This is a genomic window from Martinezella rhizogenes (genome assembly GCF_007002745.1).
In the GTDB taxonomy this organism is placed as follows: domain Bacteria; phylum Pseudomonadota; class Alphaproteobacteria; order Rhizobiales; family Rhizobiaceae; genus Agrobacterium; species Agrobacterium cucumeris.
The window spans coordinates 74,929-93,431 of record NZ_SGNY01000013.1; the positions used below are offsets into that span (position 1 = coordinate 74,929).

At 59.0% G+C, this 18,503-nt stretch carries 15 protein-coding genes and 3 pseudogenes; 3 read left to right on the top strand and 15 right to left on the bottom strand.

Annotation, left to right across the window (positions count from 1 at the left end; translation table 11 throughout):
• The first annotated feature begins 35 nt into the window (after positions 1-35).
• Together EXN68_RS25945 and EXN68_RS28140 are read left to right on the top strand one after the other, a co-directional pair.
• Positions 36-496 (top strand): annotated as a pseudogene (locus EXN68_RS25945) (mobile mystery protein A).
• Positions 493-630, top strand: a pseudogene (locus EXN68_RS28140) (mobile mystery protein B); the annotation flags it as partial. The pseudogenes EXN68_RS25945 and EXN68_RS28140, both read left to right, overlap by 4 nt.
• A gap of 40 nt (positions 631-670) precedes the next feature.
• Here the strand turns inward: EXN68_RS28140 and EXN68_RS25955 are convergent.
• From EXN68_RS25955 to EXN68_RS26030, 15 genes are all read right to left on the bottom strand, one after another.
• Positions 671-1,003, bottom strand: a complete 333-nt coding sequence (locus tag EXN68_RS25955) for a hypothetical protein (protein WP_142843480.1) — start codon at positions 1,001-1,003, stop codon at positions 671-673.
• A gap of 82 nt (positions 1,004-1,085) precedes the next feature.
• The gene (locus tag EXN68_RS25960) at positions 1,086-3,848 is read right to left on the bottom strand and encodes a type IV secretory system conjugative DNA transfer family protein (protein WP_142843481.1); all 2,763 of its coding nucleotides are present in this window, start codon (positions 3,846-3,848) and stop codon (positions 1,086-1,088) included.
• Positions 3,817-4,866: a P-type DNA transfer ATPase VirB11 gene (gene virB11, locus EXN68_RS25965; protein ID WP_142843482.1), complete on the bottom strand. Its 1,050-nt coding sequence runs from the start codon at positions 4,864-4,866 to the stop codon at positions 3,817-3,819. The genes EXN68_RS25960 and virB11 overlap by 32 nt, the downstream gene beginning before the upstream one ends.
• The gene (virB10, locus tag EXN68_RS25970) at positions 4,863-6,197 is read right to left on the bottom strand and encodes a type IV secretion system protein VirB10 (protein WP_142843483.1); all 1,335 of its coding nucleotides are present in this window, start codon (positions 6,195-6,197) and stop codon (positions 4,863-4,865) included. The genes virB11 and virB10 overlap by 4 nt, the downstream gene beginning before the upstream one ends.
• A gap of 9 nt (positions 6,198-6,206) precedes the next feature.
• Positions 6,207-7,019, bottom strand: a complete 813-nt coding sequence (locus EXN68_RS25975; protein WP_237681497.1) for a TrbG/VirB9 family P-type conjugative transfer protein — start codon at positions 7,017-7,019, stop codon at positions 6,207-6,209.
• Between the two features lie 17 nt (positions 7,020-7,036).
• Complete coding sequence (locus EXN68_RS25980; protein WP_142843485.1) at positions 7,037-7,771, bottom strand: VirB8 family type IV secretion system protein; 735 nt, start codon at positions 7,769-7,771, stop codon at positions 7,037-7,039.
• A gap of 105 nt (positions 7,772-7,876) precedes the next feature.
• Positions 7,877-8,953, bottom strand: a complete 1,077-nt coding sequence (locus EXN68_RS25985; RefSeq protein ID WP_237681498.1) for a TrbL/VirB6 family protein — start codon at positions 8,951-8,953, stop codon at positions 7,877-7,879.
• A 211-nt stretch (positions 8,954-9,164) separates the two neighbouring features.
• Entirely contained in the window at positions 9,165-9,956 is a 792-nt protein-coding gene (locus tag EXN68_RS25995) for a conjugal transfer protein (RefSeq protein WP_142843488.1), read from the bottom strand.
• Positions 9,957-9,983: 27 nt separating this feature from the next.
• Positions 9,984-11,156 (bottom strand): lytic transglycosylase domain-containing protein, encoded by a 1,173-nt coding sequence (locus tag EXN68_RS26000; protein WP_142843489.1) that lies wholly within the window; start codon positions 11,154-11,156, stop codon positions 9,984-9,986.
• On the bottom strand, positions 11,134-13,653 hold the full coding sequence (locus tag EXN68_RS26005) for a VirB4 family type IV secretion/conjugal transfer ATPase (protein ID WP_142843490.1): 2,520 nt from the start codon (positions 13,651-13,653) through the stop codon (positions 11,134-11,136). Before EXN68_RS26005 ends, EXN68_RS26000 begins: the two co-directional genes overlap by 23 nt.
• A gap of 3 nt (positions 13,654-13,656) precedes the next feature.
• Positions 13,657-13,983 (bottom strand): VirB3 family type IV secretion system protein, encoded by a 327-nt coding sequence (locus EXN68_RS26010; protein ID WP_142843491.1) that lies wholly within the window; start codon positions 13,981-13,983, stop codon positions 13,657-13,659.
• 2 nt (positions 13,984-13,985) lie between these two features.
• Entirely contained in the window at positions 13,986-14,345 is a 360-nt protein-coding gene (locus EXN68_RS26015; protein ID WP_142843492.1) for a TrbC/VirB2 family protein, read from the bottom strand.
• On the bottom strand, positions 14,342-15,400 hold the full coding sequence (locus EXN68_RS26020) for a lytic transglycosylase domain-containing protein (protein ID WP_237681499.1): 1,059 nt from the start codon (positions 15,398-15,400) through the stop codon (positions 14,342-14,344). Before EXN68_RS26020 ends, EXN68_RS26015 begins: the two co-directional genes overlap by 4 nt.
• Before the next feature lie 682 nt (positions 15,401-16,082).
• Positions 16,083-16,745: a hypothetical protein gene (locus EXN68_RS26025; protein WP_237681500.1), complete on the bottom strand. Its 663-nt coding sequence runs from the start codon at positions 16,743-16,745 to the stop codon at positions 16,083-16,085.
• A gap of 497 nt (positions 16,746-17,242) precedes the next feature.
• Entirely contained in the window at positions 17,243-17,989 is a 747-nt protein-coding gene (locus EXN68_RS26030; protein ID WP_142843495.1) for an SDR family oxidoreductase, read from the bottom strand.
• 127 nt (positions 17,990-18,116) lie between these two features.
• Between EXN68_RS26030 and EXN68_RS28145 the strand changes: the two are divergent.
• Positions 18,117-18,482 (top strand): annotated as a pseudogene (locus tag EXN68_RS28145) (cupin domain-containing protein); the annotation flags it as partial.
• Between the last annotated feature and the right edge of the window lie 21 nt (positions 18,483-18,503).

Consider the following 18,503-nt stretch of genomic DNA (forward strand, 5'->3'; position numbering starts at 1 on the left):
CTATGGCCTGAGGTGGCACTGGCAGGCAGGGCAACGTGAAAAGCGATGCCCGCAGGGGAGCCCGACTACGGCTCGACGAGAGGCTCGACGGACTTAGGCCGACCGACCGCTCAAAGGCGCCGCCGAAGGGCGGGTGCGCGCGTTGCGCGATGCGATCGGCATGACTGGGGCGCAACTCGGCGCGCGAATGGGCATCCGGCCGCAAACCGTCGAGACGATCGAAAAATCCGAGGCGGCAGGTACGATCCAGCTGAACACGCTGCAGCGGGCGGCCGAGGCGCTCGACTGCACTCTCGTCTATGCACTCGTCCCGAACACAGCGCTCGAAGCGATGGTCAATGCGCGCGCACGCAAGATCGCGGTGCGCGAACTGCGGCGCGTCGCGCATACGATGCGGCTGGAAGCGCAGGGCACGGACGATGCCGATCTTGAAGCAGGTATCCAGACCTATATCCGCGACCGGCTTTCCGACCGTGATCTCTGGAACGAGACATGACCGATCTCTTTCAAAAGCCGGAGGATGCGAGGCCGCTCGATCCGCAGGAACGCGAGGCCCTGCTGCAGAGCTGGATCACGCACAGGAAGGACCTCAACGAAGCCGAGCAGGAGAACATCGTCGAAGCCGCCGCTATCAATGGCTGTAGGTCAGCCCTCAACGAACTGGTCGGCTCTATGGATACTCATCCAGCTCGCGCTTTGCCGCAGCAAGGAGGGCATCCTGAACCGCCACCAGCATGTCTTGAGGGCAACTCCCAAACATGCGCGTTACAAGTTCGTCCGCGAGATCAGACAGTGTTGGCTTAAGCCTCTTTGGAAACAGATGGTCGATTTTGCTCTCGTCAGCACCGAGGCGCCTGAGCTCGGCGCGCATCGTTCTCAGTTCCATTTCGCGCTCCTTCACCATCAGCCAGAAGCCCGGGTCGGCACGGGCCGCGGAAACGATTCGTTCGAGATGCCGTTCATCGGCGATATGAAGCGCCGACAGGCGCTCGATTTTGGCCATGGTTGGTGTTCTCCTGATGCTCGGGCACCGCGACCTGACTTGGTCTAGCCCTGTGAACTACGATTGATCTGAGGCCAGCCAGCTACTCGTTCCCCGGCATGCTATCGGGCGCCGCACCATCTTCGCGCAAAGGATCGCGCGCAGTGTCTGCGAACTCGCGTAGCCATGCCTTCGAACTGTCCTCCGTCAGCTTGCCTGAGAGAGTGTCTATGAGGAGTTCAACGTCCGCGTTCAGCGTTTGTGGCTCAACCACATTTTCCGCAGCCTGCAGGAAGATGATGTCATTCAAAGCCTGAAGTTCGCCTCCGAATGCTTCTCTTACTTCCTGGCGTCGGAGAATAGGAGAACCGGATGCGCCATCCGGATAATTCTGCCGCCTTGTCGGAGATCCCAGGTAGAAAGATTGGCCAAGCTTTTCTTCATCGACATCGAGATCAATGTTATCGGCGTTTTTGACGAGGGCTTCCTTCGGCTCACCACGTTTCTCTCTCCGGCCAGCCGCGCTATGCGAGGGTTTACGTCCCGGCTGTGGCTCATCGCCAAATTCTTCTTCTCCTAGGCCTGCGGCGCGAGTCTCATCGAGGTCCAGACGGCGACGCAGCTCGTCAAGAGAGGAAATATAAACGTGACGAACGCCGTCCTTCACGATGTAGCGAAGATCTTGCGGCTTCCGGACCCGCTCGATGGCAGCCAGATCGATGTCAGCTCCGAATTTCAAGCCGGCCTGATCGCTGGGCGCGGCTATATCCGGTGCGGCTGGCGTGACGGACCCGAGGCGGTCACTGTCGGCTATCGTCCACTCAACAGGCTTCAGACAGGGTTTCGATACCATCTTGAACTTGCGGACTTTCGCGAACATACGCTCGCCCCCGGCGTCCAGTTTCATGATCCGCATCAGCGGCATGCCGGTGACCTGCAGGATCGCCTCTTCCGGTTTCATCATCATCAACGTGTTCAACGGAAGGAGATCGACTGACATCGGCACCTTCGAGATTGATCGCTGACGACGGCCATGGCGATGGGAATAGGACGATTGTTCGACCCATTCCGTCGTCTTTCCGGCCGCGAGCGAGACCGCCATTGCATCGTCCTGGTTCTGGAAGTTCATGAAGACCTTGATCGTCGACGCTCCCATCAGAATCTTCTGTCCGGACCGCTGGTACAATCGCTCCAGCTGGGCACCGTCCTGAAGGATAAAGACGAACCGCACCCCGTTCTTGCGGATCAAGGGGGCGAGCGTCAGCACCGTGTCAATGCGGCCACCATTGCCAAACTCGTCAAGCATCATCATCACTTCGTGCTCGCCATCGGGCAAAGGACCCATTTGAACCAGCTTGTCGGCCATTTGCTGGATGAACATCGAGATCAGCCGCTCATAGATCTGGATGGCATTCCAGTCGGCCTGGATATAGATCACCAGCTTGCGCTTCCGTATGGTATCGACCGGAATGGTGGTGATTGATGTCAACGCCTCCACGAGCGGGTTCTGCAGGAAGTTGAGCTTGGCGACGATTTCGGCCGCGATCCCCTCACCCAGCTTTTCGTGCCGGCCGGCAAATTTGGTGAGCTGCATACGGGTCTGGTCGGAAAGGACCGTTTCGTAGTTCTCCAGCAGCTGAACAATCGCCGTACGCTCGTCGGACATCGAGTTAAGGATACGGTACAGCTCGCTTAGCGACTTGCGGGTGTCGGGGCATTCGAGCACGAAGCCAAGCATGGCGGTGAGCAGAATCCGGGCGCTCTCCTCCCAGAAATCGGAAGAATCGGAGCGAAGCCGCTCCGGCAGCAGCATCTGCGTCAATTTCTGGAGGTCGGTGATGCGCTGGTGTGGATCCGTACTGATCAGGTCAAGCGGGTTGTAACCGTCGGTAAATTTCGATCCTGGCGCCAGCAGAAAAGTCTCGAATCCCTTGTCCTTCAGAAAACCGGAGGTCTCCTCGAACAGCTCACCGCTCATGTCGAGCACCACCTGCGAGCCCTCGAAACTCATCATTGAGGGGATAACAAAGCCACGCGACTTTCCCTGTCCGGGGGAGCCGATCAGCATTACATGCTGGTCACCATCGTTGCGAAGAAGAAGTCCTTGCTTGAGACCAAGCACGATCCCGTGTTTGTCGCGCAGGCGAAAGTCTGCCGCATCCTTGAGGGTGGCGAGACGGGCACTGCCCATGATCATCCGCTGACGTTTCTGGATTGCTGCACCAATCGGAAACCCCACCAGCGCGCCGGCGGCGGCGAGCCCCACGAGTGTAGCCTGGACCGTCTGCCGGGAAGGCCGCTGATAGACCCCGGCTGTATCCGTCGTTCCGAACGGCGCCTGATACATTGCGGCAAGATGGCTGCCGTAGTAGCTGGCGATTTCGGCATGTTCGCCAGCCTTCGTGGCGACGAGATAAAAGGCAAAGCCGTAGATAAATGCGCCAGCCCAGGAGGCGGCAAAGATCAGCGCGGTCAGCGCAATCAGGCTGAACATCGAACGGACATGCAGGAGATAAAGGATCTTGCGGGACAGCGCCCTGCCGCCCTTGAGCATCCAGATGCATATCAGGAAGAACAGGAAGGGTGATGCAAGCGTGAATGCCAGAAGCGACAAACCAAGCGTATTGCGCGTATGGATGATCGACCAGGTGTAGCGAGCGGCATCGGCGAACCGCACGTGGCCCACATAGTCGAAATACGACAGTGAACCGAAGGAAACAACATAGGCGTCGTAGATCAAAGTGAAGAAGGCCAGCCATATGCAGACCACGCCAACCAGCGCGACAGGCAGTGTGAGAAAAGACAGTTTCTGGAGACCCGTCCATTTCGGGCGATCAATCTCTCCGTCCGTGAATACGCTGGCCATGTTCATCAACCTCGTCGGCAAAATAGATCTCGCTGACACCGCGCCCGCCGGCGGCATCGCTCTTCTTCAACTGGACTACGATCGGGATGATCGAGCGGATGTAGCGGATGATATCGTCGCGTTCCATGCGGACATTGCTGTTGAGCACCAGCGTCGACAGCCGGTTGAACGCATGATGCGGCGAGTTAGCGTGGATCGTTGACATCGAGCCGGGGTGACCGGTGTTGATGGCATTTAGAAAATCAAACGCCTCGTCGCCCCGCAGCTCGCCCATGAAGATACGGTCGGGCCGAAGGCGAAGCGCTGTCGCCAGCAGGTCGCCCATCGTCACCCTCGCCTCCCCTTGTCCGCCCTTCGATACCAGCAAAGAAACGACATTTTCCTGGCGTGGCTCCAGTTCGGCCGTGTCCTGCATGAGAATGAACCGCTCATGGTCGGGGATTGCGGTCAGCATGGTATTGAGGAAGGTTGTCTTTCCGGTGGAAGTCCCGCCCGAAATCAGCATGCTTCGATGATTGGTGGCCGCCAGTTTCAGAAAATCGCGCGTCTTTCCGATCCGCAACAGTCGCGAGAGCTCGATATCGACATCATCGAGATAGTCGTCGCCGGTTACCTTTGTGAAGCGGAAGGCGCCCGCTTCCTCATAGTCGTTGAGGTCGAACCGGCGGATAAACTGCTTGCGGATCGAGAAAGCGTGACCGGTCGCCGAGGTCGGGCTCAAGACAAACTGGACGCGTTCGCCTCCCGTCAGTGTCGCCGAAAGAAGTGGATTTTCGGCATTGATCGTCTGCTTTGTGAAGGAGGCAGCGCGGGAAGCCATGTGCCGAATGACATCCTGATCAAGACCATCAATCTGGTGGCGTACCATCCGGAGCTGCCCGATCTTCTCCAGCCAGACCTCGTTGCTGCGCTGGCAAGAGATTTCGACCACAGCGGGATCATCGAGGAATGACCGGATCGGTTCGAGCGCCTCAGTCAGAAAGTGCTGTTCGGCGGAAATCTGGGGGCGCGCATTCATTTGCCGTATCTCACCTTGCGCAACCGCTCGAACTCTTCGCGGACCGGGTCAGGATAAAGGCCGGCGAAATCGAGGTCGCGCGTCACGAAGACATTGATATCCGAGCCCTGCGGAATGTGGATGGTCGGACGGATGTTGCGGGAATCCTCGAACGCTGTAGATGCAATTTGCTGGATACCCGATGCGATGGTTTCCGCCGCAATCGCACGGGCACGGTCCTGTGAGGTCTCACCGTTGTCCTGCGGAATGCGGGTGACACTGCCATTGTCGTTGACGATGGTGATGTAGCGATCTTGCCTCTGGCCAAGCTGAGCGATGTATTGTGTCGCGCCACCGATCAGCGTCATAAGGGCCGGCGGTCCGAAGCGTTCCCAATTCTTTCTGTCGACCATGCCGGTCATGCCCGAACGGCCAAGACGGTCAGTCCCATAGGAACCGAGCTGCACCGAGACGCCATCGCCGCGGATCATCCGCGTCCAGACAATCAGTATCCGCTCCTGCCCCCTCTGGACGCCGGACTTATAATCACCGATCAGCGAGGATCCAGCGGGGATAAGAATACGACGGCCATCGAACGAATAGACATCCTCACGCACAATCCCTTTCACCATGCCGGCGAGATCGGAGTTGATGGCTGTTTCGAGCGTGCCGCGGATCATCGTGCCCTGCGGTATCCAGGCATCGGTCCGGCGATTTTCTGTGGCGACCGACACCTCCACCCCCTGTCCGCCCATCGCCTTCAGGAAGGCGCGATCGCCATCGACAGCCCCGCCGCCATCTCCAGTAACGGTATTTGATGCGCTCGCCGTGCTATTTGCCCCAAACGGACCTGAGCTAGAAGCGTCGGACGACGTCGCCGAAGCGCTTCTCGTCTGGTCAGATTGATCGAAGACCATGGCGGAGGAGCGGACGCGCTCCAGCAACTTCGCCTTCCGCTCCAGCTCGATGCATTTCGGGTCGTCGGGATTTTTGCCCCGGGAGCAATCGATGTCCGCGGGCGGTACGACGGGGGCGGCGGCCGGCACCCGCGGCGCCGGTGGTGGCGGAGGCGGAGGTGGTGCTGCCGGGACTTCGACCGTGGGGAGCGGTGGCGGTGACGGCGTCCGGAACCCTTCATTTCTCGGCGTCTGGACCGGGCGGAATTCTTCACGAGGCGTCGTGTCGATCGGCGGCTCTGCCTCCCCGCCCGCCAGGAGAAAATAGAGGACCACACCAACGCCGGCTATACCGGCGGCGACTGCGAACGGGCGCATGAGGCCTATACCACCGCGCCTGACCTGTCCGCCGATGGACGTATCAGTGTCGATGGAATGGTAGTTGGGATCCGACATGAGCGCCTCCTATCTTGATTGCGATTGTTGGTTGGATGTCCCGCTGCCAATTCGCTTCGGCGATACCGCGCCCTCGATCGGCGCCGGTATATCGGCAGGCGTAGTCCTCAGATTGAAAAGGCAGGTCTCGGCTTCGGTCCCAAAGCGCAGCGTCCATTGCCGCGAGACCTTGTCGATAACGATGTAGTCGGCCTCGCGGCGATAATTCACCAGGCTCTCGCGCCGTCTGCCATCGACGATGAAGATTGCCGGGATGTCGCCGGTGAATTTCATGAAGGTCTTCAATCCATCGTCGAAGACCCAGAGCGGTTTGGCTCCGTCACTGCCCTTGAACCCGTAGTCGTAATTGACCTTGTCGCGGCGGATGTTCTTGATGTTCGGATTGCGCTGGGCTGCCTCAGCCTGTTTCCAGAGCTCCGCCGTGCCTTTGAGGCCCGCATCCTCGGGATAGGTGAACCGCAGCTTGAAAGTCTGGTTCTGCATCGCCTTGCTGTCGTTGACACGCAGGTCAAAGGAGTAGGTCCGCTTCGTCGTGACCACCGACAGGTTGGTGGCCGCATCCTTCTCCATCGGTTTCAGGGTGAGCGAGCGCCGGTCGGCCGAGGTGAGGATCTGCCAGGAGACGGTGTCACCCGCGACAACCTGCGTTATGTCCTCATCCGCGCCGAAGAGGATCGTCGTCACCAGCCCGTAGGTGCCCGTCACGAGGAAGACTTGCTCGGCCGAATAGGGAAGTGAGCGGATTCTCGGGTCGAAGCGACCCGGCCTGGCAACCAGTTCAGCATGCGCAACCAGTGGACCCAGCAGCATGAACAAGGACATTGCAACCGTCCGCCGCATCATGGCGCGACCCCTGACGGCATGGTCTCGGGCACTCTCGCATACTCGGTCACGACAAAGCCGAGAGGATTAAAGAGACGGACCCGGTTACTGGCGGAAAGGTTGATCTGCCGGTAGCGTATCGTCGCCGACCAGCGCGTGATGACATCGCCACCACGGCGACGTTCCCTTGTTTCAAAGCGAACAGCCATGGTCGACGGATTAAGCGGATTGACCGAGAGGATTTCCGGGCGGATTTCTCCGGTTGCGCCGAGCATCTTGACCGGCCCCCTCGGATTGGAGGGGTTCATCCAGGCCTCGTAGTCTTTGAAGGCCTGCGAACCGGGTTCCGACCACAGCGCAATCATGTCGAAATTATCCGACAGGTAGCGGGGATCGTAGGTTTCGCGGCGGATCACGTAGTTGCCAGCGAAAGCCGCGCGCACGGCCTGATTTTCCGAGACCGTCGCACGGTCTTTATCGAGCGTAGTCACCGTCTCCATGTAACCGGTATTCCGGTCGACGATCAGCGGTACGACCTCGGTGCGAACGAGCGGAAAGAGTTGCGCCACCGAAAAAGACAGCACGCCTGCAACAGCCCAGCCGGCCACGGCAAACCCCAGCAGGATGATGCCGATCAATGTGCGAAGCGAACGGTTCTTCTCACCCCAGGAAAGGTGCTGGTCGTAGATGTCCTGCGGCCCGACAACCTGGTCGGTTGGTACGGCTCGCAACTGCCTTCTGAACAATGCCACGTTCTATCCCCAAAATCATGATCGTCGTTAGGTTTGCGAGCTGCGTCGTCGGTCAGACCCGGCTTCCATATGGATAAGCTGGATTCGACCCGCGCATTTCTCGCCTCATTCACCGCTGCGCCGGCGCATGGTGAGCATCCGGCCGAGCGCTCCGGCACCCGCCATCGTGCCGCGGCCGGCAAGTGCCGCCGCCGTCAACGCGCCTTTTGGCCCTGCCATCATGCCAAGGGCCACTGCGGCGGCCTGCCCGCTTCTGGAAGTGCTGGAACCGAGTCTCGCGCGAGCCGCGCCGTATATCGTGCTGGCGCCGCCTCCGCCGGGCGTACCTGACGTCATCGTGCCGTAGGCAAATGTTCTCGCGAAATCAGGAACCTCGAAAATGAAATAGGAGATCAGCGCCAGGTAGAGCACCATCGCCAGCACGATCGCGAGCGCATTTTCCTTGGTCGCCATGTCGCCACTGATCGTGTCCATCATGCCGATCAGAAAGCCGAACGACAGCCCGGCCATGACATAGGTGAAAAGCAGCATGAACATGCCGTAGGCGATACCCCTCACCCATGCATCGAAGACGAAACGCGTGATACCGAAGAAATAGCAAAGGATGGCGATCGGGCCGATAGCCAGCATGACTGCGGTGATCATCTTGGCGAACAGCGTCACGCCGGTCAGGATGAGCAGCATCGGCAGCAGGCCAAAGACCAGTACGATGAAGACCACCACTGCACCGGTAACGTTCGGCAGCCATCCGGATTCATAGGAATTGAACAGCTGCATGGCGAAGTCGTAGACCTTGCGCGACATGCTGGCGACTTGGCTGGCAAGATCGGAGCCGGCGGATTGCCCTCCCATCGCCGAAGAAATGGCAGCCCCAAGATCCTGCGGTGACGTCAGCACGAACTGGCCGATATTGTCGTAGAAGGTCGCCCAGGACATGACCAGCGCATAGGCAAGCGCGAGTTTCGAGGCCGTGATCGCCATATCCTGAAGAGATACGCTCGACAGGCCGAGCGCGCCCCAAAGAAAGTAGAGAATGAGAAACAGCGCCAGGATAGACGAGACCAGATTGCCGTTCTCGGCGAACAATCCCCAGGCCCTCTCAAGGGATGCCTCGTTGATCTTGTCGAAGTATGAGAGTGCGTCGCCATAAAAATTGACCGCATAGCTGACCGGATCCATCATCCCCCCTGAAAGGAGTTGACGGGTCGCATCGGACCGCAATCGTTGTTGACGATGTCCGCGAGCGCTTGCTCCGGTGCGGTCGACTTCCGCCCTGTCTCGTAGGCGAGAGCCGGTATGGGGTTCTCATCGGCTGAGCATTTCGCCAGCTGTTCGAACTTGCCCGCGCATCCGGACAAGATGATAAGGGCGAAGACCGGAGCCTGGAGAAATCTCACTGGTTCTGCTCCTCGAATGCCTGTAGCTGGTCGCGAATCGAAGATTCGCCCGCGCCACCACTGCCATCGCGCATCACGCTGTCGGGAAGCGTTGCGAACGTCTTGAGGTTCTGGGATGAGGTTGCGAGGGCCGCCTTATACTGCTGGTTCAGCAGCATCACCTGGTTGTTGAGCGAGCCGACGGCCTCGTTGGCGGTCTGGTTGCCCTGCAGCACCATCTGCGTGTTCTGTTCGAGCGCGCCCTTCAGATCCTGTGCCGTGCCGATCTGCTCCGTCGCCTGCATGAAGGCGTTCTGCCGGTCCTTGGTGGCGCTGTTCATCGCGTCGGTAAGGGCAGTCAGCGTCGTCAGCGCGTTGACGCCTTGCGAATAGGCTTGATTGGCGCCTGAAAGCTCGCCTCCCTTGACGGTATCGACAACCATTTTCACCAGATTGAGCCCATTGATCAGCTTGGCGGCGGTGTTTTGGAATTCACCGCTGATGCCGCCGAACAACGCTTCGTTTCCCGACAGGATGCTGTTGAAATCAGGCGCCTGGCCCATACTGAACCCATTGCCGGTGGCGAGCTTGGCAAACTGGCTTGCATCCTGTGACCGGTCGCCAGTAATCGCCTGAAGCGTTTTGATCGTATTGTCCTTGACGATCGACGTGTCGCCCTGGATCTGCTTCGAGAGCTTTTCGATCTCCTGGCTTATCGCGATATTGGCCGCGTCTTTGACCGGGACCTGCGCAAAGGCGTGCGACACAGTGGTGATGCTGAGCGCTGCGGCAACAACGATTTTCTTCATCTGCCTGTCCTCTCTCTCTCTTCCTGTTCAATTTGCCGTTGGCCTGGCGTCGACGACTGTCACGAGCCCGAGCGCCGGATCCTCCAAAACCGAGAAGGTCGCGACATCGCCAGTGGCGCGTGCCTGCTCCTGAAGGTCCTCGAGCCAACGCTTGATCTGATCTGTGGTGGCGGTTGTTGGCACCGCAAAGCATCGGGTGCTGCCGGTATCAATGACTGTCGAGGGGCACTGGACTTCAGCCATGACGAGGGAACCATCGTGGTCCTTGGCGTTGCCGCCTCCCGAGCCGCGCAAGGCCGCAGAAGAAGACTGGAGCCCAGCCTGTAGACGCTGCAAATATTGCTGGTTTGCCGCTAGCGATTTTCCCAGAAGCTCGTTCCAGACTGAACCGCGTTCGACCTGCGCCTGAGTATTGCGGTCGACCGCCTTTTTCAGCTGCTCCCCGCATCCGCGCGCATCACTGACGGTTTCCGTCTCGACATCATCGCCCGACGGGGTCCGGTCGCCGTTCTCAGCCTTGTTCCGGCTGTAGTAGGCCGAGACTTTTTTGACGTAGTCTTGTGTCTCGGGAATATTGGGTATCCTTCCGTTCTGGAGGGACTGACGATAAGGCCCGGCATTGTATCCAGCGGCGATCAGGTCGTAGCGATTGCCGAACATGCCCTGCAGTTGCTTGATGTATTTGACGCCGCCGCGGATATTGTCGCGCAGGTCGTAAGGGTTGACGCCAAGTCCCGCCGCAGTCCCAGGCATCAGTTGCATGACGCCGGTCGCGCCAACCGGCGAGCGCGCCGATTGGCGGAAGCGTGATTCCTGCTCGGCAATCGCCAGCGCAAAATTGGGATCGACCCCCTGGCGGATGGCCTCGTCCGCCACCATACGGGCGACTTCCTGCTGGCTATGCGTGCGTTTCGACGGGCTGGCAGGCGTGGTCTCACCGGCCATGCCCTCGGCCGAGCAATCCGCCGGCGCGCCGGAGCCCTGCCCGGGCGCAACGCTGTCGGTCGTTCCGCCTGACGCACCCTTCAACCCTTGCGTATCCGACTGATAGGTCTTGTACCAGTTCTCCGTCGCCTCCTGGATATTGCGGCGGGCATTGTCGATTACCGGGACCTGCGCGACCGCAGCGACCGGTGTAAACATGCTGGCCAGTACCACGGCACCGACGGTCGCCAACTCAGGAAGTCTTGCGTTTGTCATCGGACACATCCCCCTCCCAGTCGCAGAATTTCGAAAGCCAGGTCTTCGGATCGTTGCCATATTCGTCGAGCAGCATCTCGACCTCGCGGACGGTCTCCTCGCGACCGGACAGGACCTTGATGAACTCCGGCATGTGGGACATGTCGACACGGGCGATGACGCTGCTCTTTGCCTGCTTGATCAGCATGAAGCGCGAGGCCGGATCGCCATTCTTGACCCAATCGAATTCAGCCCTGGAAAGACCGAAATGCTCCATGTAGGAGTTTTCGTCCGCCTTCGGATTGGCAAAAAAGATGTTCGTCGACGTCTGTTCAATGATCGTCCGGCTGACGCTCGACTGCACCACGTCGTCGGCCGACTGCGTGCCGAAAATGACGAGACCGTTCCGTTTCCGGATGGTCTTGAAATAGTCCTTCATGGTGCGTTTGAACTCGTCGTCGTCGAGCAGCTTCCACGCCTCGTCCATCAGGTTGATGATCGGCGCCTTGCCGTCATAAACCTCGTCGAGCCGATGGAACATGTAGAGGAGTGCTGCCGTGCGCACCGAGGGATCGTCGAGGATAGACGTCATATCGAAGCCGATCATCGGCCGGGAGACATCGAGATTGTCGTCGGCATTGTCAAAGAGCCAGGCATAGGGTCCGTGATCGACCCACTTGTCGAGCCGCGCAATCAGGCTTCCCTCCGTCCGCTCGCTGCCCGCCAGCAGGGCGCGAAGTGACGACAGTCGGCGATAGGACCGGTCCTTCGTCTTCAGGACCGACTTGATCGCGGTGCGGATGATGGTCTCTTCCTGTGGTGTCAGGCTTTCGCCTTCCTTTGCCGGCTTCAGCATGAAGCTCAGGAGACGATAGAGGAAGACTCGGTTCTCCTCGGTATCGTCGAGGAGAAGCGGGTTCCATCCCGACGGTTCGCCGGGTTCGAGCGTCATGTAGGTTCCGCCCGCCGCCCGTACCATGATGTCGAGGCCGCGGTCCTTGTCGAAGACGATGGTCTTCAGACGCGGGCTGACGCGGTAGGCCTGGAGGATCAGGAAGGCCATGATGACGGTCTTGCCGGAGCCGGTCGGCCCAAACACCGTCGTATGCCCGACATCGCCCTGGTGGAAGTTGAAGAAGAACGGCGTCCCCGACGTCGTCTCGAATATGGTGATCGCCGGGCCCCAATGGTTGCCGTCCGGCTTGCCATAGGGATAAGCGTGGAAGCTGCTCAGGCCCGCACAATTGAGCGTCGAGATAACGGCACGACGGGCTATATAGGCCTGATTGCCAGGAAGCTGCGCCCAATAGGCCGGCTCAGCGTTCAGATCCTCGCGGACATAGGAGGCACCCAACGCACCAAGTTCGTTGCCAATCAGGGCGACGCCGTCGACAAGCTGGATTGCGGATCTCGCCACCGGCATGACCGTGAGATGATGCTCAGAGAAGGCAACCCGTTTCCTCGCCAGTTCATCGCGCGCAATATCCAGACTGGCCTGGACGCTGGAGCCGCCCTCATCAGCTTTAGACAGCTGCCGATCCAGGCGTTCGATACGACTTCTCGCGGCAATGTCGTCGATAAAGGACATCGACTGCGTCAGCACCATCTCGAATGGAAGCTTAAGGATATAGTCGAGCATGCCGGCGCCGGTCTCGGGCGGATACTCCTTCAAGGAAACCATTGCGGCATAGCGGTCATCGCCGGGCGTATCGCCCTGAAGATGGATGGTCCGGTTGCCGATCGATGTGCGACGCGCCGGCAGCATCGCATCGATGGGAAGGTTGCCGAGCCGGATCGGCCGGACACGGCCGCCGTTCAGCAGCGTGTAGAAGAATTCGCATTGTTCCGAAAACCAGATTTTGGAGGTTCCCTCCTCAACCTCCATGCTTTCAGAAAAGTCGCGATAGATGGTCTGGCCGTTGCCCAGGTCCGCCTGAACACGTTGCACGTCGCGCAGGACTTTGGGTCCATAGGCGGCGAGCGACTTTTCGAGCGCTTTCGTCGCCTCGACCAATTTATCCCGCATCGAGCGAAACTGCTCCTTGCGAACGACATCGCCGCCGATGCCCATGATGCGGGACAGCGCGGACCCTTGTTTGAACAACGGGCGCACGACGAGCGAGATATAGGTGTCGTTGACGAACATCTCGTTGCGAGAGATGCTCGCTTGATACACATCGTCCAGTCGCTGGATGAAGGGGTCGGTGAATGTTGCCGGCAAGGACGGTGCGACCTTGCGCCTGACGACATGGGTGTAGGCCGCGAAATTGCCAATCGAGGAAATGGCGCGAAAAGCCGAGTTGCGCTGCCGATGCAGCATGTTGATTGTTTCGATGTCGGCCGTTTCGAACGAGAAGCCTGTGAGACGCAGGGTCGATACCAGGCAATCGTTCTTTAACCGGATAATGCCGTTTTCGATCGGAACGTAGAAGGGAACGTGGGTTGAGATACTGCGATCGGCGAAGATCTCCCAGCCCTTCGATAAACTTCCCTTCAGCGATCTTGCCATCGTGCTCATCGGTCAGGCTCCGTAGGTCCGGATGCCCCCGCCGAGTTTGCGGCCGAGGGGATTGACGCCGCACATGCTGAGGCGACCGAGGATGTCGAAGAACCAGAGATCGAGTTTGACCGTCAGCACATAAAGAATGCCGTGCAGGATGACGAAGGAGACGGGAAACCACAGGATGGAACCCAGCACCATGAACACCATCAGCGAGACGAAGCATTCCGCCAGGAAGTAGGTGTACGGGATCCCCATTACCGTCGGCGGCCGCGTGAGGGCCAGGATGACGGGATAAGATTCGATATAGTCGTCCCCGCCAGAAGTCTTGTTGCCGGAATTCGCCATGTTCACGATCCGGCGCCAGCTAAGAAGTCGACAAGCTCAGCGGCAGCGAACATGCCGGCGAGGCTTCCACCGACTCGCAGAAGCGCGCCCCAGGACCAGAAACCAAAGGCGGCAGCCAGGAACATGCCGATGAACGCGATCGCTCCGACGGAGCGGCCGAATGCGCCAGTGAAGAACTGTACCAATCTGTCGGCAGCATTCTCCAGGGCATCGAGGCTCTGCGCTGCCGCCGGCTCGTATTGACTGACGAACAGCACCGAGGCGGCAAGCAGCACCATCACCGCATGGCCGGCCCACTTGCGTTTGACCAGGGAGCGGCAGGTGACGCTGCCAACAAGAATTGCCATGACCACTATGTTCATTGAAGTACCTCTTCCTTGACGATTTTGACCGGGCCGCCGAGTTGCGCTGCGTTCAGCGGCTGTGGGAGGCGGGTGTCCGACGCGAGCGGGCTTGCAACTGAGAAGACGAGCATCGGCGACCTTGCCCGGTCGGCCGGGCCTGAGCGGCGGTGCTGATTGGATTGAGAGACAGGTGCCGGAGCAGGTGTCGCTGCCTGGAAACTTGCCGGCTTGCCGCTGTAATAGCCGACAACACGCGTCGCATAGTCAGCGGTCTCGCGGATAAGAGGCAGGGACTGATGCGCATCGATGCGGGGTTCGCCGGCATTGTACGCGGCGGCGATCAGCACTGGATTGCTATACTTGGCGATGAGGACTCGCAGGAAACGTGTGCCTGCGCGAATGTTCGGCCCCGGGTCGGTGAGGTCATGGACACCAAAGGCCTCGCCGATGGCAGGCATGACCTGCATCAGACCGACGGCGCCGGCGGGACTGACAAGGCCGGGGTCGAAACGAGCGTTTTCTGCACGCATGATCGACAGAACCCAGTTCGGATCGACCTCCTCCTCAGCAGCGATTTCCACTGCGAGTGCCGCGTAGTCTTCGGGCACGCCGGAAAGAAGATCGGGACGGGCTGGCGTCCTTGTGTGATCGGAGGCCGTTCGGGGTTCGATGGCCGGATTGGCAGACCGATGGACGATGTCTGGGTCAGACGAGAAGACGCTGATGGGCGAGAACACGGCGCGGTCGCGCCGTGTTCTCATGCTGCCGGCCGCTTCTCCCGGTAGCTCTGTGTTACTGTCATCGGGCTCAATCGCTGCTTCTGCAACGAATGACAGAATTGCGGGAACTCCATTGGTATTGGCCTGTCCCCAAAAACGCTCATTGAAACGGGTGAGATCGATGCTCGGCGGTGGCTGTGGGTCAGCGTCGACAGCAAATGTTGGCAATGCGCCAGGCTCACTTGAGGCTTCACCCGCGAACCGGAACGACCAATCGGTATGGTCATTGTTCTCGTCGATTTTGAGTGGGTCGCTCTCGGCGAACGTTGCGGCGAGACATGTGGCCAGAAACACAGACGTCACCGCAGGCCAGACTGCCCTTCGTAACACTCTGGGTCGCGGTCTCATCGCAGAAGAAAGCGGGCTGTCATCCATTCCGAACCAGTCCATAACTTGCACTTCAATACAAGTTATGGACCGCAATCCGCGCCGGAAATCAACTGAAAAATATATCTGGAGTACAAGTTTTGCCCCGAAGGCCAATGTCGCCTTGAGGAATATTCAACGAAATCAGTCCCGTAGACGGGACCACCGATCCGGCTTCCATCGATACTCAATCTGGTCACGATCGCCTAAAATGCGTGCCAAACGAACAGCGGTTCCACCTTTGACCAGAACAGAACCCGCATCCGCTCCTGACCGCCCGTGGTAGATTCGGCATGTGAAATTGGGCAGTTCGTTCTGAAGTCTGGATGCCGGCCAGCAGGTGGAAACCTGGTAGCGATCGCTGCCAGAACCTGCCGGCAGATCGCGAGAGGACTGCTGCACCGGGCCGAGACGATGACGCCCGAACGCCGTACCATACTCCAGCTGGCACTCGGTGATATTTCTGGGATAGTTCCTGCAGGCTGTGAGGCTGAGATAGGCGTATGGCGCGGGGGGCAACGGACGAGGCGCCTCTCTCATCTGTCCACACGCGGACAGGGAAACTGCGATCGCAAATGGCCACAATAATGGTGTCGAGATCCGCACGGTTTCACCTCCTGTTTTCCTGCTGATATCCGGCCTGTTCGAGGGCTTCGAGAAACAGATCGCGCGCAAGCCGGCAATAGGGCGAAGAGGCCTGCGCCACATGAAGCTGCGTCAGCAACAGCCCAAGACTGGAAATGGCCTCGACCACCTCCACGAGATCGTCGTTAAGGCCAGCACGGAACATCTCGCGACCTTCATGACCTTTGACGACAATCGCATAGTCGTTGCGCGCCACACTGTGCCAGAGTTCGAGCGTGCCAGTCTCGCCGGTATGGCCTTCCGTGTCGCTGGCGAGCATCAAAGCGTAGTCCGGATATGGCATGTCGGATTGAACGATCGAGGTGCCGCCGTGAAACTCGGTCAGAACCGCAGCCGACGCAAATAGAAGCAAGCGCTCGTTGACCAGCAATCGCCGTTGTCCAAGGTGGACGAACGCATTCATAACGGGTGACCTTAACAGATTTGGCGCCAGACTTTCCTCGCAGTGTTCGCAGATCGACACCAACTGATCGTTTCTCAAAACGAACCTGTTGTGAAAGCGGTCGGCGAGGAAGCGTCCTAAGTTCTGTGTGCGACCACCGAGGATTTCGACGAATGCAAATGCGCCGAATTGAGCCCACGGTTTTATCAGGGCTTCGCTTTCAGCCGACGATGCGGCAGTATTCACCAGGCTCGATGGCCCGACGACGATGCCGGCTGAGCGGCTTTGCGCGCCACAATCCGGGCAATCAATGCAGACCGAAACCTTGTACCATTCAGTTGTTAGTAGAGATCGATGGTTTGTCAGAAGAAAACCCGTCTTGCTATGCGGCCTTGTTTGGGCGTCCCCGATATCGGTGCAAAACGACCCCTTCGCTTTGCGGCTTGCTCGATATACGCCTGAAAGTATCGACTTGCTGAGGCCTAACTTGTACTTCAGTGCAATTTTTAACAGGCAAAGGGGAAAGACTCAAGATAAGAAAGTCGGATCTGGTGATGACGCTGAACCAGAACGATTCCGTTGTGCATTCCCCGGTCGCCGACCTGCGTAGTCAGAGAAGCAGTGTTATGCCTTGGCAGCCAACTGCGGATAGGAAGTAGATCGTCATCTGATTGTTATGATATGAGGCCCGATGCAGATCGGCTGGTCTGTGCATCGGGCATGAGCCTGTAAGGCTGGGTAGACTAGTGATTTAGCGCAACCGCGTCAGCACCTGCCGGAATACGCATCGGGGCGGATGGATCGGTAGCCGCACGCCAGATGGCGTCAGCGACATCCGAAGAACGGGTCTTGGGCGCGTCCGACGTTCTCATCGCCGCAATCACGCCATTGGCAAACTCGGCATAGGGCGCGGGAAAACCGCCGTTTTCCTCCAATCGTGAGATCGCGGTGCTGCCGAAACTTGTCTCCGGCGCGGCGCCGGGCAATACGATCTTTACTTCAATTCCAAAGGGGGCGAGTTCTAGCGCAAGGGATTCCGTGAAGGCGTTCACGGCTGCTTTGCTAGCTGTATAGGCCGACAGCAGCGGCAGCGGCTTCATCGTGACGCTTGAGGTCACGTTGATGACAACGCCCGTTTTTCTTTCGCGAAATTGAGGCAGGACAGCGCTGATCATGCGCATGGTCCCTATTGTATTGGTCTCGAAGAGGGACCGGGCAACATCGATTGAAGTGCCTTCAAGGGCATTGAGCCAGCCGATGCCCGCATTGTTGACCAACACGTCGATCGGCCCCGCCGCCTCCACTGCATCTCGAACGCTCTCGTCACTGGTGACGTCGAGAGGCAAAATGACCAACTTGTCAGACTTTGGCAACAGGTCACTACGGGGCGACCGCATGGTCGCGATCACCTTCCAGTCGCGATCGAGGAATAGCTTGGCGGTATCGAGACCAAAGCCGGAGGAGCAGCCGGTAATGAGCACGGTTTTCATGAGAGTTCCTTTCAAGGTGTTCCAACGCAACTTATGCGGACCCAGAAGACAGGACGCGCTATCATAGCGCATACTGATTCCATTAGAGATCGTCCTATTGATCGACCCTCTTGCCGAAATCGTCAGCATGCTGCAGCCGAGCTTACCCTTCTCAAAGGCGGCGAGCGGATCCGGAAATTGGCGCGTGGACGGAGATGGCGACGGAAGCCCGTTCTTTGCACTTATCCTCGAAGGATCGGCAAGGCTTGCCCTCTACGGACAGCCAAGCATCGAACTGGCGGAGAACGATTTTGTGCTGATTCCGGCCGCCTGCCGCTTTACAATGTCGAGCAATGCCGAGACAACCGATGACTCGCAAGACCCACTCAAGGTCACGCGACTCGGCGACGAAACGCGACATGGTGATCCAACTGGTAGGCCCAATATGCGCGTGCTGATCGGGCAGCTGGCCTTCGGCTCTCCTGATACGACCCTGATATTCGCACTCCTGCCCCGCCTGCTGCACGTTCGGGGT

What these genes read in the sequence shown, in the direction of transcription:
- EXN68_RS25955 (WP_142843480.1), bottom strand. Translation starts at nt 1,003, where the DNA reads ATGGCCAAAATCGAGCGCCTGTCGGCGCTTCATATCGCCGATGAACGG.
- EXN68_RS25960 (WP_142843481.1), bottom strand. Translation starts at nt 3,848, where the DNA reads ATGGCCAGCGTATTCACGGACGGAGAGATTGATCGCCCGAAATGGACG.
- virB11 (WP_142843482.1), bottom strand. Translation starts at nt 4,866, where the DNA reads ATGAATGCGCGCCCCCAGATTTCCGCCGAACAGCACTTTCTGACTGAG.
- virB10 (WP_142843483.1), bottom strand. Translation starts at nt 6,197, where the DNA reads ATGTCGGATCCCAACTACCATTCCATCGACACTGATACGTCCATCGGC.
- EXN68_RS25975 (WP_237681497.1), bottom strand. Translation starts at nt 7,019, where the DNA reads ATGTCCTTGTTCATGCTGCTGGGTCCACTGGTTGCGCATGCTGAACTG.
- EXN68_RS25985 (WP_237681498.1), bottom strand. Translation starts at nt 8,953, where the DNA reads ATGATGGATCCGGTCAGCTATGCGGTCAATTTTTATGGCGACGCACTC.
- EXN68_RS25995 (WP_142843488.1), bottom strand. Translation starts at nt 9,956, where the DNA reads ATGAAGAAAATCGTTGTTGCCGCAGCGCTCAGCATCACCACTGTGTCG.
- EXN68_RS26000 (WP_142843489.1), bottom strand. Translation starts at nt 11,156, where the DNA reads ATGACAAACGCAAGACTTCCTGAGTTGGCGACCGTCGGTGCCGTGGTA.
- EXN68_RS26005 (WP_142843490.1), bottom strand. Translation starts at nt 13,653, where the DNA reads ATGAGCACGATGGCAAGATCGCTGAAGGGAAGTTTATCGAAGGGCTGG.
- EXN68_RS26010 (WP_142843491.1), bottom strand. Translation starts at nt 13,983, where the DNA reads ATGGCGAATTCCGGCAACAAGACTTCTGGCGGGGACGACTATATCGAA.
- EXN68_RS26015 (WP_142843492.1), bottom strand. Translation starts at nt 14,345, where the DNA reads ATGAACATAGTGGTCATGGCAATTCTTGTTGGCAGCGTCACCTGCCGC.
- EXN68_RS26030 (WP_142843495.1), bottom strand. Translation starts at nt 17,989, where the DNA reads ATGAAAACCGTGCTCATTACCGGCTGCTCCTCCGGCTTTGGTCTCGAT.